The following is a 13,099-nucleotide window of genomic DNA, read 5'->3' on the forward strand; positions in this document are numbered from 1 at the left end:
TCCGCGGCCACGTGCTGGGACGCACCACCGCAAAACTCCCGGCATGTCCGATGCGACGACGGAGGAGATCATGCGGAACACGACGAACCGAATGCTGCTCGGCCTGGTGATCGGACTGTCCTTCTCAAACGCCGCGCTGGTGCTCTCGCTCCCGGCGGTCTTCGGTCCGCATAAGCCCACCATGTCTGGTTGGCCATGATCCTGGGAGGCGTGACCGCGGTCCTCGCGGTCGCCGAGATCTTGATGAGTCCACCGAGACGTGGCGTGAACAACTAGATCGTCGAAGGGGCCCCGCGCATTCCGCGCAAGGCCCCTTCCTCACGAGGCCGCCCTCGCTCTCGGGCGCGGTCAGGGTGCCGGAGGACGCGCGACGAGGAGCTCGCCGGTACCGTCGAGGTCGATCGATCCCTCGCCTGCCGGGACCAGCCATGTGCTGCCGCGCAGAGCATCCCGGCCGCACAGCGTCATCGATCCGCCAGCGACCACCAGTACCGCGAAGCCCGGATCGAGCCGGGACGGGCCGTCGACCGGCCGGCGCTCCAGCCGGAAGAACTCGTCGGCGTCGGATGGGAGGACGGATCCCGACGGCGGTGCCGAACGCACCAGTCCGGCGAGGTCCTCGCAGGGCAACGCTGTCCGGTCCACCGCCGTCAGGGCTAACCCGAAGCCGAGGCCAAGATGCCCGTCGGCTGTGCCGTCGAGGGCGAAGTGCCGCCACTCCAGCAGGATCGAGAGATCCTCCGGCTGCTGCAGCTCGAGCAGCAGGACGCCCTGGCCGATGGCATGGAGAACGCCCGGCGGCACGAAGACCACGTCGCCCGAGACCACTCGAACCTTGTGCAGCAGGGCCAGCAGTGTGTCGACCTCTTGCTCCTCGACCATCGCCGCCAGTTCTGTTTCGCCGACATCGCGCGTCAGCCCGAGGTGTACGGTGCCGCCCTCCAGGATGTACCAGGCCTCGGCCTTGCCGTGGCTGTGTCCAAGGTGGTGAGAGGCGAAGGTGTCGTCTGGGTGGGCATGGACCGGGAGTCGCTGGCCGGCGGCAAGCAGTTTCACCAGCAGGCGGACGTCACTGCCCCAGCGGGCCAAATGGTCTTTGCCGAGCCAGTAATCCGGATCGGTGGCGACGGCGTCGCGCAAGAGGGTCCCGTCGGCGAGGCGTGTGAGACCGAGCTTCGGGTCACCAAAGATCGTGGTGGTAGACCCAATCCAGTCCTCCGGCTCGAATGCGGCCGAGGGCGCTTCGCCGCGGAACGATGAGATCTGTGCTCCGCCGCGGTAGAAGCGCGCTGGGGGGCGGTTGGACGGTAGCCGTTCGATCATGGTTGTGGTTCCCGGACGGGGGCGTGGACCACCAGGAAGCCACCTACGAAGCAGTCGCCGAGCCCAATGGTGGTCGGCGTCGTGGTCTCTATACGAAAGGCGGGCACACCGACCGCGCCGGGGATTGCTTGTTCCACGGCGTCCACCACGTCCTCTCCCGCGGCGTTTCGCGGGAGGAGCGCGGTCGCCTCGAAACCGGACGGGGTGAAGGCGTCACCCAACCTGAATCGGGTGGCTGCCATCTGTACGGCGCTGGCGACGGCGTCGCGATGGCGGCCGGCGTCCTGACCGAGGACGATGGCCCAGTGCTGGGTGTGGACCAGCAGCGCCGGGACCGGGATGAGGCGGTGCACCGCAAGGAGGGCCGTGGCGACATCGTCGGCGTCCAGCAGGTCCACCGGCCGGGCCAGGTACTCCTGCAGCTCGTCCTCGTTCATTCCGTACACGTCGATGCGCGGCAGCAGGTGGGACCAGATCCGCTCGGCGAAGCGTCGGACATAGAAGCCGGCGTCCTCGTAGTACACGAGGGCACCGTCCGGCAGGTGGGTCAGCGCGGCGTCGAGTTCGATGAGGCGCCGCTCGAGCAGCGCCTCGTCCTGCATGGTGTTGAAGCCCGAGACGAGAAAGGCCCTAGCGTCGGTGAGGGCCTCCCCCAGTTCGGGTGCGATCGCCATGCTGCGGTTCGGTGGATCATTGGCGAAGATCAGACGGTTCGACGACGGCGAGACGATCTCGCCGTCGTCGAACCGGATGACGGTCCCGGGCGGGTACTGCACGATCAGGTGCGGGTCCAGGGTGTCCTCCGTGGCTGAACTGACCCAGGAGATGGACGGAGGCATGAGCCGCCGCACGTGGTCGTCAATGCTGACGAGATGCTGGACACTTGGGATGCCCAGCCGGTCGAGGGCGATGCCGGCCCGCACCCCGGTTCCGCCGAGCGTGATCTCCGTGGTGAAGCGGTCGGCGAACTGCTTGACCACGTCGGAGGATTCGACGAAGCGTTCTCCGCCGGCGCCGTCGGTCACGAAGGCGAGGATGGTGACCAGGAGCGATCGCTCGTCGACGATCGGTGCCATGGTGGTGAGTTCCGCCCGCCGGATGCCGTAGTGCTCGGCCAGCGACCCGATGACTGCCGCGTCCCAGCGCACCTCGTAGTCGACCGTCCCGCCGAGCCCGAGTACGAGCGTGGTTCCCATGGCACCGATCCCCTTTTCCTGTCAGCTCGTTGTCCACCCCTTTGCCGGTATGCTCCGGCCAGGAGTCTCAGTACAGCTTGGCCTTACCGTCCGCGCCGAACAGGTCGATCTTCTCGGCGGCCGTGACCTTCAGCGCCGCGATGGCCTCCGGCTGGATGGCGTTCGGCTCCCGCAGTCGCTCGTCCGTCCCCAGGATGCGGCGCATGGCGTTGTGGTAGGAGACCTTGATGTCGCTGGAGATGTTGATCTTGTTGATGCCCAGGCTCACGGCGCGCGCCAGCTCGCTGTCCGGGTTCGCGGACCCTCCGTGCAATACGAGGGGGATGCCAACGGCGGCTTTGATCTCCTTGAGGAGGTCGTGGCGCAGTTCGGGGTTCTTCTCTGCCGGGTACAGGCCGTGAGAGGTGCCGATGGCGATCGCAAGGCTGTCCACACCGGTCTCCTGGACGAAGCGGACGGCGTCGTCGGTGTTGGTGTAGATGATCTCCGCGGCACCGGATTCGCCGTAGCTGTCATTGGCGCCGATGGTGCCGAGCTCGCCTTCCACCTGGATGCCGACGGCGTGCGCGGCTTCGACGACCTTGCGGGTCAGGGCCACGTTCTCGTCGAAGGGGAGCAGGGAGGCGTCGATCATCACCGAGGTGAAGCCGGCCTGGATCGCAACAATCATCTGTTCGTAGGTTCCGCCGTGGTCCCAGTGGATGGCCACGGGGACGCTGGAGCGGTGGGCGCGGCTGCGCATGGCGGCCACGAGGTCGGTGCGGATGTGGGAGACCTCGTCCGGGTGGATGGCGATGATGACGGGCGCTTCCTTCTCCTCGCTGATGTCCATGACGCCGTTGAACATGGCCCAGTCGCTGATGTTGAAGGCGGGGATGGCGAAGTTGTGTTCGTTGGCGATATCGAGGATGGACTTACCGGTGTACAGCATTGTGATTCTCCTTGGATGGATGACGTGCGAAAGGGGGTGTGTGGGGTCAGCTCTTGACGGAGCCGGCGGTGAGGCCGCTGATGAAGAAGCGCTGAAGGACGAGGAAGAGGATGAGTACCGGGATGGACCCGAGGATGCTCATTGCCATGATCTGGTTCCACTCGTACGAGTGCTGGCCCATGAGCAGCTGGATGCCGATCGGCACGGTGCGCATCTCCGTGGTGCGGGTGAGGGTCAGCGCGAAGAGGTACTCGTTCCAGGCGATCATGAACGTGTAGATACCGACGGAAACGATGCCGGGGACCGAGATGGGCACGAGGACGCGCCATAGGGCGGTGAGCGAGCCGGCGCCGTCAACCCGCACGGCCTCATCGAGTTCGCGGGGCAGGGTGTTCATGTAGCCGGTCATCATGATGATGGCGTAGGGCAGTGTGAACACCATGTAGGTGAAGATGAGCCCCGGGTAGGTGTTGTAGAGCCCGAGGGCCACCACCAGGCCGAAGTACGGGATGAGCAGGGTGATGGGCGGGACGGCCTGGACGCTGATGATGACGACGTTCAGGACTCGCTTGCCGCGGAACTCGAACCTACTGAAGGCATAGGCGGCGTGGATGGCCACCAGGAGCGTGAGGATGGTCACGGCGCCGGCCACGAGGTAGCTGTTGAAGAAGAACCGTAGCGTCTCGGAGTTCGTCAGGATGGCGGCGTAGGCGTCGAACGAGAACGAGTCCGTGATGAGCCGGGGCGGCAGTTCGAAGATCTCGGTGTTGGACTTGAACGAGCTGGACAGCATCCAGAGCACGGGTCCTGCGGCGAACACGGCCCCGAGGAGCAGGCCCGCAAGGACACCGGATTTCGCCAGGCGGGTGCGGCGTTGTGTGGTCATCGCCATGTCAATCCCTTGCTTTCTGGTGGCGGACGTAGAGGACAGCCAGGACAAGCGACATCAGCAGGATCAGGACCGCGGCGGTCGCGGCGAGGGAGAAGTCGTAGTTGGCGAAGGCGAGCTTGTAGGTGTAGGTGCTGAGCATCTCGGTGACGTCGATCGGCCCGCCGCCCGTGGTCAGCCAGATCAGCGCGAACTGTTGGGAGGTCCAGATCAGGTCGAGGAGCACGAGGCTGATGATGATCGGGCGGAGCTGGGGGATAGTGACATTCCAGAAGCGCTGCACGTGGCTGGCGCCGTCGATGCTCGCCGCCTCGTGCAGGTCCTGCGGGATGCCCTGCAGGCCCGCCAGTAGGCTGACCATGAAGAACGGGTAGCCAGCCCAGATGTTGATGAAGGTCACCGTGCCGAGCGCGAGCTGGGGATCGGCGAGCCACTCCACATCGGTGTTCAGGAGGAAGTTCACGATCCCGTTGGGGGAGAGCAGCATGCGCCAGAGGACGGCGATGACGGCCGCGGTGAACAGCCACGGCAGGACGTACAGGGCGCGGAAGACGGCCCGGGAGGTGACGCTGATCAGCGGGCTGTTCAACAGCATTGCGAAGGTGAGGCCGAGGACGAGGTGTACGGCGACGCTGACGGTGGAGAAGAAGACGGTGTTTCCCGTCGCCTTCCAGAACGCCGGGTCCGTCAGCACCGTGACGTAGTTGGCCGTCCCGGTGAATTCAGAGGACGACTTCAGGATCACGTTGTCCTGGAAGGAGTAGCCGATCACCATCACGATCGGGACGATCATGAGAACGAACAGCAGGATCAGGGTGGGGGCGAGGAACCCGTAGGACTCGCTGGCGCGGCGCAGCTGGCGGCGCTTGCGGGGCGGTGCTCCCCCGAGGAGGGTCTCGGGGTCGGGCGGGGTAACAGTGCGGAGGCTCATGGGGACGACCTTTGTGGAGGATCGGGCACCGCGTGGGGGCAGCGGTGCCCGATCCGGTGCGGGGAAGGGGGCCTAGAACTCGGCTTCCCACTCCGTCTGCGCCTTCTCGAGCGCCTCGGAGAGGGACTGCTGGCCGTCGAACGCGGACTGCAGCTGGGCGCCGAGCTGGCGCATCAGTTCCTCAGCGACGGGCAGGCCGACGAACTCGTTGGCGGGGTAGCCCGCCTGGTAGATCTCGAAAGCCTTCTTGAACAACTCGTCGTCTTCGACAAAGGCGGGGACGGACTCGGTGTTGCCGGGAAAAGCGTTCGCCATGGTCGAGAGCTCGGAGTTGGTGTCCTCGCTCATCAGGAAGGAGACCAGTTTGGCGGCGGCGTCCTTGTTCTCGGAGTTCTCGGCGACGCCGATACCCCAGGAGGCGTAGGGGATGCCGCGTTCGCCGGTGTAGTCGTCTGCGGCGGGCACCGCGGAGATGGAAAACTTCAGGTCCGGGTTGGTCTCGCGGATCAGGTTGATGTGGGCGAGAGAGTCGATCATCATGCCGACGCGGCCGTTGGTGAACTCCTCGACCTTGTCCTGTTCCTTCATGGTGAAGCTGCCGGGGGCGATCACGCCCTCGTCCCACATCCCACCGATGAACTCGACGGCGGAGGTGACATCGTCATTCGTGAGGTCCGGCTGACCGTCTTTCAGCATGGTGCCGCCCGAGGCCCAGGCCCACGACATCACATCGTTCTGGACGCCGTTCGGCGCCTCGAGGGAGAGTGGGAGAACCCAGCCGGCCACGTCGCCGTCGAGCTCGGAGATGCTCTTGGCCGCGTCGGCGAACTCTGTGCGGGTCTCCGGGGGAGCGCTCACTCCGGCCTGAGCCAGGAGGTCGTCGTTGGTGAACATCGGGTAGACGAAGTTGACGACCGGGACCATGTACGTGCTGTCCTCGACCTTGACCTGGCTTACGAGCTGGCTGTCGTCGAAACCGGCCTCCTCCAGCAGTGGGTCGAGGTCGGCGATGACGCCCTGCTCGGCGAAGTCGCTCACCCAGGCGCCGTCCAGGCCGACGACGTCGGGCATGGTGCCCGACGCCGCACCGGCGAAGAGCTGCTCCTTGGTGGAGGCGTAGGGTCCGCTGACGAGGTCCACGGTGATTCCGGGGTTTTCCTCCTCGAAGGTGTCGATCAGAGCGCGGAACTCGCCGTCGGGGAGCTCGGGCTCCCACCACTGCGCGAACTCGATGGTGACATCGCCGCCAGCTTCCTCGGAGCCGGAGCCGCTCGAACCGCACCCGGTGAGTGCGACGATCGAGACTGCAGTGGTGGCGATGCCGGTGAATAGGGTTGCGCGGGTACGCATGCGCCGATGGGTGGACATCAGGTCTCCTCGTTGAGATAGTGCGACATTTCGCTTGGTTATGCTTTTTCTTGCTGCTTTCCCCACGATTGTGCCCTCGCTCACAGTTCACGTCAAGGGTAGGGTGCGGCCAAAATTGCCAAAAACTGCAAAAAGTGGGTCATTCCGCCTTCCTTGCTCGCAAGGGGATGCTGTTTCCTGCTGTTTCTGGTGCGCCCGGGAAGCTCGTGTGTTACAGATGAAGCATGACTTCGCAAGAACTGCAGCGCGTCCGCCAACTACCCGCGGGGCGGAAGGCTGATCTCGCGGCCTACGTAGACGAGGTGGGACGCGTGACTGTCGCCGACCTCGCTGCGCACTTCAACGTGTCCATCGACACGATCCGGCGCGACCTCGATCAGCTGGACCGGGAGAACATCCTCATACGGACACACGGTGGTGCAGTCAGCACCAGCGAGCGGGCCGGCCGGGACCGTGAGATCGATGTGCGGCTCAGCATGCAGACGACGGAGAAAGAGGCCATCGCCCAGCTCGCCGTCGAACTGGTGACCGACGGCTCTGTCCTCATGATCAACGCCGGGACAACGAGCCTCGCCGTCGCGAGGGCGCTTCGGAATCACCGCAACCTGACGATCGCCACCAACAATCTCCGGATCCCGGCGGAGATCTCGCCGGCGGTATTCCGTGACCTCTATATGTTCGGCGGGGCCGTGCGCACTCTCACTCAGGCGACGACGGGCCCGGTCACCCTCGGCATGAGTGGGAGCACGCCCGAGGTGGACATCCGCTGTGACATGGCACTCATCGCGGTCGGCGCGGTGGACGCGTCAGGCTACTCGACGTCGAACCTTGGCGACGCTGCGATGATGGCCGAGATGATCAGCCGGGCCGAGCGAACGGCCATCCTGGCCGACTCCACCAAGCTCGACCGCCGGCTGTTCGCGCAGATCGTCCCATTAGAGGGCGCCGACTACCTGATCACCGACAGGGCGCCGTCGACGGAGCTGGCCGACGCGCTCGACGCCGCCGGGGTGACGATGCTGGTACCCGAGCGGGCGTGACACCCGCTTCGACGGCGGTGCGGTGCGGGGTCTGGAGATCGAGGAGTCTCCGGAACCCGGGACGTCCGTGGTTGGAATGTGCTCAGAACAGCGGCCAGGGCACTGCTGACCCCCGACCGCTCGGCGCCGGGAACAGCGCCGTCGCGCGCAGCCGTGCGCAGCGCTCGGTGAGCGAGACGATTTCCGAGGCGGTCAGCAGCCCCGCCAATTCGCCTCCGAGGGAACCCTGCAGCGCCTCGCTGACCCGATCGACGCCGTCGAGCTCCTCTGCCGTCAGTTCGTCGCCCAGCCACCCCCACAGCACCGTCCGCAGCTTGTGGTCGCTGTGGAACGTAAGGCCATGGTCCACGCCGTACCGGTGCGCATCCGCCATGGCGAGGATGTGGTCGCCCTTCCGGTCGGCATTGTTGGCCAGGACGTCGAACACCGCCATACGACGCAGCACGGGGGTGTTCTCGTGGACGACGGCGACCATCCGCCCGGTCTCGTCCTGCCCTTCGAGGACCTGTTTCCATCCGGTTTCCGGCACAGCGTCCGCCGCGACGAGGTCCACGGCGCTCTGGTCGGGGTCCGTCTCCTGCCAGAGCTGCACCATGCCCTCGCCGAACGGACCGTCCCGCAGCCAGGTGCGCGGCACGATGTTCCAGCCGAGGACCTCCGAGACCAGATAGGCGGCCACTTCCCGGTGGGCCAGGAAGCCGTCGGGGAAGTCCCACAGCGGGTTCTCGCCCCGGATCGGCTTGTACACGACGGCGGTGTCGCCGATGCTGCCCCGGAACGTGGCGTTCGACGCCGTCGTGATGCGGCCGGTGAGCGTCAGCTCGGCGGTCACGAGATCGGGCGCGGGCATCAGACCTCGGGGAGGGCGCAGGTGTGCCCGTCGGCGTCGATGGGCTGACCGCAGATCACGCAGATCGGACGACCTGCCCCGACGACCTCGCGCGTGCGCTTCGTGAAGGCGCGCGCGGTGCCGACCGGCATGCGCACCAGCAGCATCTCGGATGCCTCGGTCTCGTCGTCCTCAAGCGTGGCGTCGTCGTCGGTCTCGGGCAGCGGGTATGCCTCGATGACCACCTGCGCCGTCGCCGGATCCCAGCCCAGGCTCATCGCGCCGGTCCGGAACTGCTCCTCGACGGTCTCGAGCTGGTCGTTGTCGACGAGTTCGATGGGCGTGCTCGCGGGAACGCTGAAGGGGTTGCCGTCCAGGGTGCTGAGCTCGTCGAGGATCTCGTCGATCTTCTCGGCGAGCAGGGCCGACTGCTGCTTCTCCAGCGCGATGCTCACGAGCTGGGACCCGGAACGGACCTGCAGGTAGAACGTACGCGACCCGGGAAGGCCGATGGTGCCGACGACAACCCGGTCAGGCCAGGCGAACTCGTGAACAGTTGTAGGCATAAGAGCATTTTAGGCTCATGCGGAACGCGGCGCCGTGTGCCCTGCGCCACCACCCACCGGGGCGTCACCGGTGGGGGCGCTGGTCGCCAGCCAGGACAGATCCCCGGCGTCGGTGTTGGTCGCGAAAACGGTCGGCCGGCTCGCCCCGTAGCGCACGATCGATACCGAGGCCGGACCGACGGTGATGCGCTGGAACAGGTCGAGGTGCGTGCCGAGGGCGTCGGCGAGGATCGACTTGATGACGTCGCCGTGGCTCACTGCCGCCCACACGGCCCCGGGCCCGTGTTCGGCCTCGAAGGCTGCGTCGTGGCGCCGGATCGCAGCCACCGACCGCGCCTGCATCGCAGCCATGGATTCGCCACCGGGGAAGGTGACGGCCGAGGGCTGGGACTGCACCATCGGCCACAGGGGCTCGGTCGAGAGGTCGCTCAGCAGACGGCCCTGCCATTGCCCGTAATCGCACTCGGTGAGGTCGGGATCGATGGGCGCGTGGGGGGAGCCCAACTGGCGGTCGAGGACGAACTGCGCGGTCTGCCGGCACCGTTCGAGGGGGCTCGACACGACGCCGACGAGGGGCACGGCCGCGAGCCTGCCTCCGGTGAGGGCCGCCTGGTCGCGGCCGATCTCGTCGAGGCTGACGCCGTCGGCCCGACCGGCCAGCAGCCCGGTCGCGTTGGCTGTGGTGCGGCCGTGCCGCACGAGGAGAACTGTGGCCATTCCCCCAGCCTAGCCATGTGCCCGACGGCGATGCCCCCGCGCCACGAGGCATGCGTACGGCCCCATGTGCGCTAGGCTTGTCGTATCAAGGGGAGTACTCCCGTCTGTGATCGGCCCGTCAATACGGATGCAGTGAAGCATCCCGGGCCCGTCGGTTCCGGTTCCGTCCGGGCGGAGGAGACCTTGGCGCCTGTATCTGACGCCTACCCTTTGGAGCACCCCACATGGAGATCACGCCTACCATCTGGCTGATCACGATCGCCGTGACGATCCTCTTCTTCGTCTACGAGTTCTTCGCGCACGTGCGCACACCCCACGAACCGAGCATCGGTGAATCGGCACGCTGGTCCGCGTTCTACATCGCCCTCGCCCTGCTCTTCGGCGTCGGCATCGGCGTGGTGTCGGGATGGAACTTCGGCGGCGAGTACTTCGCCGGTTATCTCACCGAGAAGGCGCTGTCGATCGACAACCTCTTCGTCTTCCTGATCGTGATGACGGGCTTCGCCGTCCCCAAGAAGTACCAGCAGAAGGTGCTGATGATCGGCATCATCATCGCCCTCGTCCTCCGTGGCGCCTTCATCGCCATCGGCGCGGGACTGATCGAGAACTTCTCCTGGATCTTCTACATCTTCGGCGCGCTGCTGCTCTTCCTGGCCTACAAGCAGGCGTTCGGCAGCCACGACTCCAACCCTGCCGACGGCAAGTTCATGCAGTTCGTCCGCCGCGTCCTCCCGGTGACCGACGAGTACCACGGGGACAAGCTCACCGTGAAGAAGGACGGCAAGCGCTGGGTGACGCCGATGCTGCTCACCATCATCGCGATCGGCTTCGTGGACCTCATCTTCGCCGTCGACTCGATTCCCGCGATCTACGGCCTGACCAACGAGGCGTACATCGTCTTCACGGCCAACGCCTTCGCGCTCATGGGTCTGCGCCAGCTGTTCTTCCTCATCGGCGGGCTGCTCGAACGCCTGATCTACCTCGCCCAGGGACTCGCCGTGATCCTCGCGTTCATCGGCGTGAAGCTCGTCTTCCACGCCCTGCACGTCAACGAGCTGTCCTTCATCAACGGCGGTCAACCGCTGCTCTGGGTGCCGGAGATCCCCATCTGGTTCTCGCTGCTGTTCATCGGCGCCACGATCGCTGTCGCCACCGTCGCGAGCCTCCTGAAGACCCGGGGTGACGTCGCCAGGAACGACCGCGAGACGGTGCGGGACGAGCCGGTCATCTCCGCCGACCCGGAGGACGACACCGACGGTGCCCCGGCCGTAGGGACCACCAGCTCCTCGTCCAAGCACTCGAAGTAGGGCCCGGCACGCTCCTCGACCCCTACGTACACGCAGGCGTTGCCGGCTGAGTAGAAGCAGGCGGTTCGGGTGCTCCCCGCCGTGCGAAGTGGGGTAGTGACCACTCGCGATCCTGCCGCAGCTCCCCAATACGCTTCCAGCACAGGTCGCCATGGGGGCCTGGCGCACTAGCTGCCACGACGCACTGGTGTTGCGGAATCGTAGGGGAACGAGCGGCTGGGTCGGATTTCGGGGCACCGAACGGTAGGTGTGTTCACCAGGCTCCGGGTTGTGCTCGAACGGGTTCCCCCCGAACAGAGCGGGATACAGACATGGGAACACTGGATGATCGGCGCGCCGATCCGCGATCGAACCACCAACGCCGGAGGGCGCTCGTCGCTTCTCGGGGCAGGACCCGCTGGACCGCCATGGGGAGCGTCCTGGGGGTGGTCGCGGGTCTGCTCGGTGGGATGGTCGTCGCGGCGCCGGCGCAGGCCGTAGCGAACACGGTGGTCACCCTCACCTTCGACGACGCCAACGACAATCAGTTCGCTGCCGCGACCACCTTGAAGAATGCCGGGCTGCGAGGAACCTTCTTCGTCCCCTCGGGGTACCTCAACGCCCCGCAGTTCCTGACCCCGGCCCAGGTCCAGGCGATGCAGGCCGATGGTCACGAGATCGGCGGCCACACCGTCACGCATCCCGACCTGGTAGCGACGGGGGCGGACGAGGCGCGACGCCAGGTCTGCAATGACAGGGTGAACCTGACCGGCCTGGGGCTGGATATCACGAGCTTCGCCTATCCGTTCGCGTCCGCCAGCCCGGAAGTAGAGGCGATCGTGCGGGACTGCGGGTACAACAGTGCTCGGGGGCTGGGGGATGTCCGGAGCAAGAACCCGGCCTCTGCCACCTTCAAGGTCGCCGAAACCATTCCTCCGGGCACACCGTTCTACACCGGCGCACCGGATCAGGTGGACAACACCTGGACGCTCGCCGATCTGCAGAACCAGGTCACGCAGTCCGTGAACGGCAGTGGCGGCTGGGTGCAGTTGACCTTCCACCACGTGGGCCGTGACAGTGATCCGTTGTCCGTCACCACCGAGCTCTTCAACCAGTACACGACGTGGCTCAAGGACGAGGTCGCCGCCGGACGGATCACGGTGCAGACCGTCGACCAGGTCATCGGCGGCGCCACGAAGCCGGTTGTCTCCGGCCCTGCCGTGCCGGCCCCGATCACCACCGGGAACCTGTTGAGGAACCCGAGTCTGGAGACCAGCAGTGATGTCGCCGGGAAGCCCGAATGCTGGGCCTTCGGCGGCTACGGCACGAACTCCCGGACGTTCAGCCAGGTCAGCCCGGGACGGACCGGCAACGTGGCCCAGCAACTGACCATGGCGGACTACGTCGACGGCGACGCGAAGCTCCTGCCGACCCTCGACCTCGGTGAGTGTGCTCCCAGCGCGACACCGGGCACCGCGTACCAGATGAAGGCCTGGTATAAGGCGACCGCACCCACCCAGTTCGAGCTGTACTACAGGACCGGTCTGGGGACCTGGATGTACTGGACCTCCAGCCCGAAATACAACTCTGCAGCCGACTGGACGCAGACCACCTACACGACGCCTCCCGTGCCGGCCGGCGCCTCGGCGATCAGCATGGGTCTGAACCTGACCAGCAACGGCACGCTCATCACGGATGACTACGAACTGACCCAGGCGGCCGGTTCTCCTGCTTACACGCCGCCGGCGGTGTCGCCGTTCGCGGATGTGAGCACGAGTCGGGTGTTCTACAAGGAGATTTCCTGGCTGGCGGCTCAGGGGATCAGTACCGGGTGGGCTGAGGCGAATGGGACCCGGACCTTCCGGCCCTTGCAGGCGACCACCCGGGATCAGATGGCCGCATTTCTCTACCGGGCGGCCGGTTCTCCTGCTTACACGCCGCCGGCGGTGTCGCCGTTCGCGGATGTGAGCACGAGTCGGGTGTTCTACAAGGAGATTTCCTGGCTGGCGGCTCAGGGGATCAG

General features: G+C 66.1%; 13 protein-coding genes. 4 read left to right on the top strand and 9 right to left on the bottom strand.

Annotated elements, in window-relative coordinates:
- Positions 1 to 43: 43 nt before the first annotated feature.
- The gene (locus ACX80F_RS06910; RefSeq protein WP_459335638.1) at positions 44 to 199 is read left to right on the top strand and encodes a hypothetical protein; all 156 of its coding nucleotides are present in this window, start codon (positions 44 to 46) and stop codon (positions 197 to 199) included.
- 149 nt (positions 200 to 348) lie between these two features.
- Here the strand turns inward: ACX80F_RS06910 and ACX80F_RS06915 are convergent, their stop codons facing one another.
- From ACX80F_RS06915 to ACX80F_RS06940, 6 genes are all read right to left on the bottom strand, one after another.
- Positions 349 to 1,323, bottom strand: coding sequence for a class I mannose-6-phosphate isomerase (locus ACX80F_RS06915; RefSeq protein ID WP_459335639.1), 975 nt, complete (start codon positions 1,321 to 1,323; stop codon positions 349 to 351).
- Positions 1,320 to 2,519 carry an ADP-dependent glucokinase/phosphofructokinase gene (locus tag ACX80F_RS06920; protein ID WP_459335640.1) on the bottom strand — a complete coding sequence of 400 codons (1,200 nt, stop codon included), beginning with the start codon at positions 2,517 to 2,519 and terminating at the stop codon, positions 1,320 to 1,322. The genes ACX80F_RS06915 and ACX80F_RS06920 overlap by 4 nt, the downstream gene beginning before the upstream one ends.
- A 67-nt stretch (positions 2,520 to 2,586) precedes the next feature.
- Positions 2,587 to 3,450 (bottom strand): ketose-bisphosphate aldolase, encoded by an 864-nt coding sequence (locus ACX80F_RS06925; RefSeq protein ID WP_459335641.1) that lies wholly within the window; start codon positions 3,448 to 3,450, stop codon positions 2,587 to 2,589.
- A 46-nt stretch (positions 3,451 to 3,496) separates the two neighbouring features.
- Positions 3,497 to 4,336 carry a carbohydrate ABC transporter permease gene (locus ACX80F_RS06930; protein ID WP_459335642.1) on the bottom strand — a complete coding sequence of 280 codons (840 nt, stop codon included), beginning with the start codon at positions 4,334 to 4,336 and terminating at the stop codon, positions 3,497 to 3,499.
- Between the two features lie 7 nt (positions 4,337 to 4,343).
- Positions 4,344 to 5,270, bottom strand: a complete 927-nt coding sequence (locus tag ACX80F_RS06935) for a carbohydrate ABC transporter permease (protein WP_459335643.1) — start codon at positions 5,268 to 5,270, stop codon at positions 4,344 to 4,346.
- Between the two features lie 72 nt (positions 5,271 to 5,342).
- The gene (locus ACX80F_RS06940; RefSeq protein WP_459335644.1) at positions 5,343 to 6,638 is read right to left on the bottom strand and encodes an ABC transporter substrate-binding protein; all 1,296 of its coding nucleotides are present in this window, start codon (positions 6,636 to 6,638) and stop codon (positions 5,343 to 5,345) included.
- Between the two features lie 224 nt (positions 6,639 to 6,862).
- Here ACX80F_RS06940 and ACX80F_RS06945 point away from each other — a divergent pair, with 224 nt between their 5' ends.
- Positions 6,863 to 7,678: a DeoR/GlpR family DNA-binding transcription regulator gene (locus tag ACX80F_RS06945; RefSeq protein ID WP_459335645.1), complete on the top strand. Its 816-nt coding sequence runs from the start codon at positions 6,863 to 6,865 to the stop codon at positions 7,676 to 7,678.
- An 82-nt stretch (positions 7,679 to 7,760) separates the two neighbouring features.
- Here ACX80F_RS06945 and ACX80F_RS06950 read toward each other — a convergent pair whose 3' ends face one another.
- The 3 genes from ACX80F_RS06950 to ACX80F_RS06960 are packed head-to-tail and all read right to left on the bottom strand — an operon-like array spanning position 7,761 to position 9,790.
- Positions 7,761 to 8,528 carry an SCO1664 family protein gene (locus ACX80F_RS06950; protein WP_459335646.1) on the bottom strand — a complete coding sequence of 256 codons (768 nt, stop codon included), beginning with the start codon at positions 8,526 to 8,528 and terminating at the stop codon, positions 7,761 to 7,763.
- The gene (locus ACX80F_RS06955) at positions 8,528 to 9,073 is read right to left on the bottom strand and encodes a DUF3090 domain-containing protein (protein WP_459335647.1); all 546 of its coding nucleotides are present in this window, start codon (positions 9,071 to 9,073) and stop codon (positions 8,528 to 8,530) included. Before ACX80F_RS06955 ends, ACX80F_RS06950 begins: the two co-directional genes overlap by 1 nt.
- Before the next feature lie 15 nt (positions 9,074 to 9,088).
- Entirely contained in the window at positions 9,089 to 9,790 is a 702-nt protein-coding gene (locus tag ACX80F_RS06960; RefSeq protein ID WP_459335648.1) for a histidine phosphatase family protein, read from the bottom strand.
- A 224-nt stretch (positions 9,791 to 10,014) separates the two neighbouring features.
- Between ACX80F_RS06960 and ACX80F_RS06965 the strand changes: the two genes are divergently transcribed.
- Complete coding sequence (locus ACX80F_RS06965; protein WP_459335649.1) at positions 10,015 to 11,097, top strand: TerC family protein; 1,083 nt, start codon at positions 10,015 to 10,017, stop codon at positions 11,095 to 11,097.
- Positions 11,098 to 11,408: 311 nt separating this feature from the next.
- A partial coding sequence (locus tag ACX80F_RS06970) for a polysaccharide deacetylase family protein (protein ID WP_459335650.1) occupies positions 11,409 to 13,099 on the top strand: 1,691 nt, incomplete at its 3' end.

Source organism: Arthrobacter sp. TMS2-4 (genome assembly GCF_054511075.1).

Excerpts from the sequence above, each read along its gene's own strand:
- ACX80F_RS06955 (WP_459335647.1), bottom strand. The coding sequence starts at position 9,073 with ATGCCTACAACTGTTCACGAGTTCGCCTGGCCTGACCGGGTTGTCGTC.
- ACX80F_RS06910 (WP_459335638.1), top strand. The coding sequence starts at position 44 with ATGTCCGATGCGACGACGGAGGAGATCATGCGGAACACGACGAACCGA.
- ACX80F_RS06940 (WP_459335644.1), bottom strand. The coding sequence starts at position 6,638 with ATGTCCACCCATCGGCGCATGCGTACCCGCGCAACCCTATTCACCGGC.
- ACX80F_RS06925 (WP_459335641.1), bottom strand. The coding sequence starts at position 3,450 with ATGCTGTACACCGGTAAGTCCATCCTCGATATCGCCAACGAACACAAC.
- ACX80F_RS06965 (WP_459335649.1), top strand. The coding sequence starts at position 10,015 with ATGGAGATCACGCCTACCATCTGGCTGATCACGATCGCCGTGACGATC.
- ACX80F_RS06935 (WP_459335643.1), bottom strand. The coding sequence starts at position 5,270 with ATGAGCCTCCGCACTGTTACCCCGCCCGACCCCGAGACCCTCCTCGGG.
- ACX80F_RS06915 (WP_459335639.1), bottom strand. The coding sequence starts at position 1,323 with ATGATCGAACGGCTACCGTCCAACCGCCCCCCAGCGCGCTTCTACCGC.
- ACX80F_RS06945 (WP_459335645.1), top strand. The coding sequence starts at position 6,863 with ATGACTTCGCAAGAACTGCAGCGCGTCCGCCAACTACCCGCGGGGCGG.
- ACX80F_RS06960 (WP_459335648.1), bottom strand. The coding sequence starts at position 9,790 with ATGGCCACAGTTCTCCTCGTGCGGCACGGCCGCACCACAGCCAACGCG.
- ACX80F_RS06930 (WP_459335642.1), bottom strand. The coding sequence starts at position 4,336 with ATGACCACACAACGCCGCACCCGCCTGGCGAAATCCGGTGTCCTTGCG.
- ACX80F_RS06950 (WP_459335646.1), bottom strand. The coding sequence starts at position 8,528 with ATGCCCGCGCCCGATCTCGTGACCGCCGAGCTGACGCTCACCGGCCGC.
- ACX80F_RS06920 (WP_459335640.1), bottom strand. The coding sequence starts at position 2,519 with ATGGGAACCACGCTCGTACTCGGGCTCGGCGGGACGGTCGACTACGAG.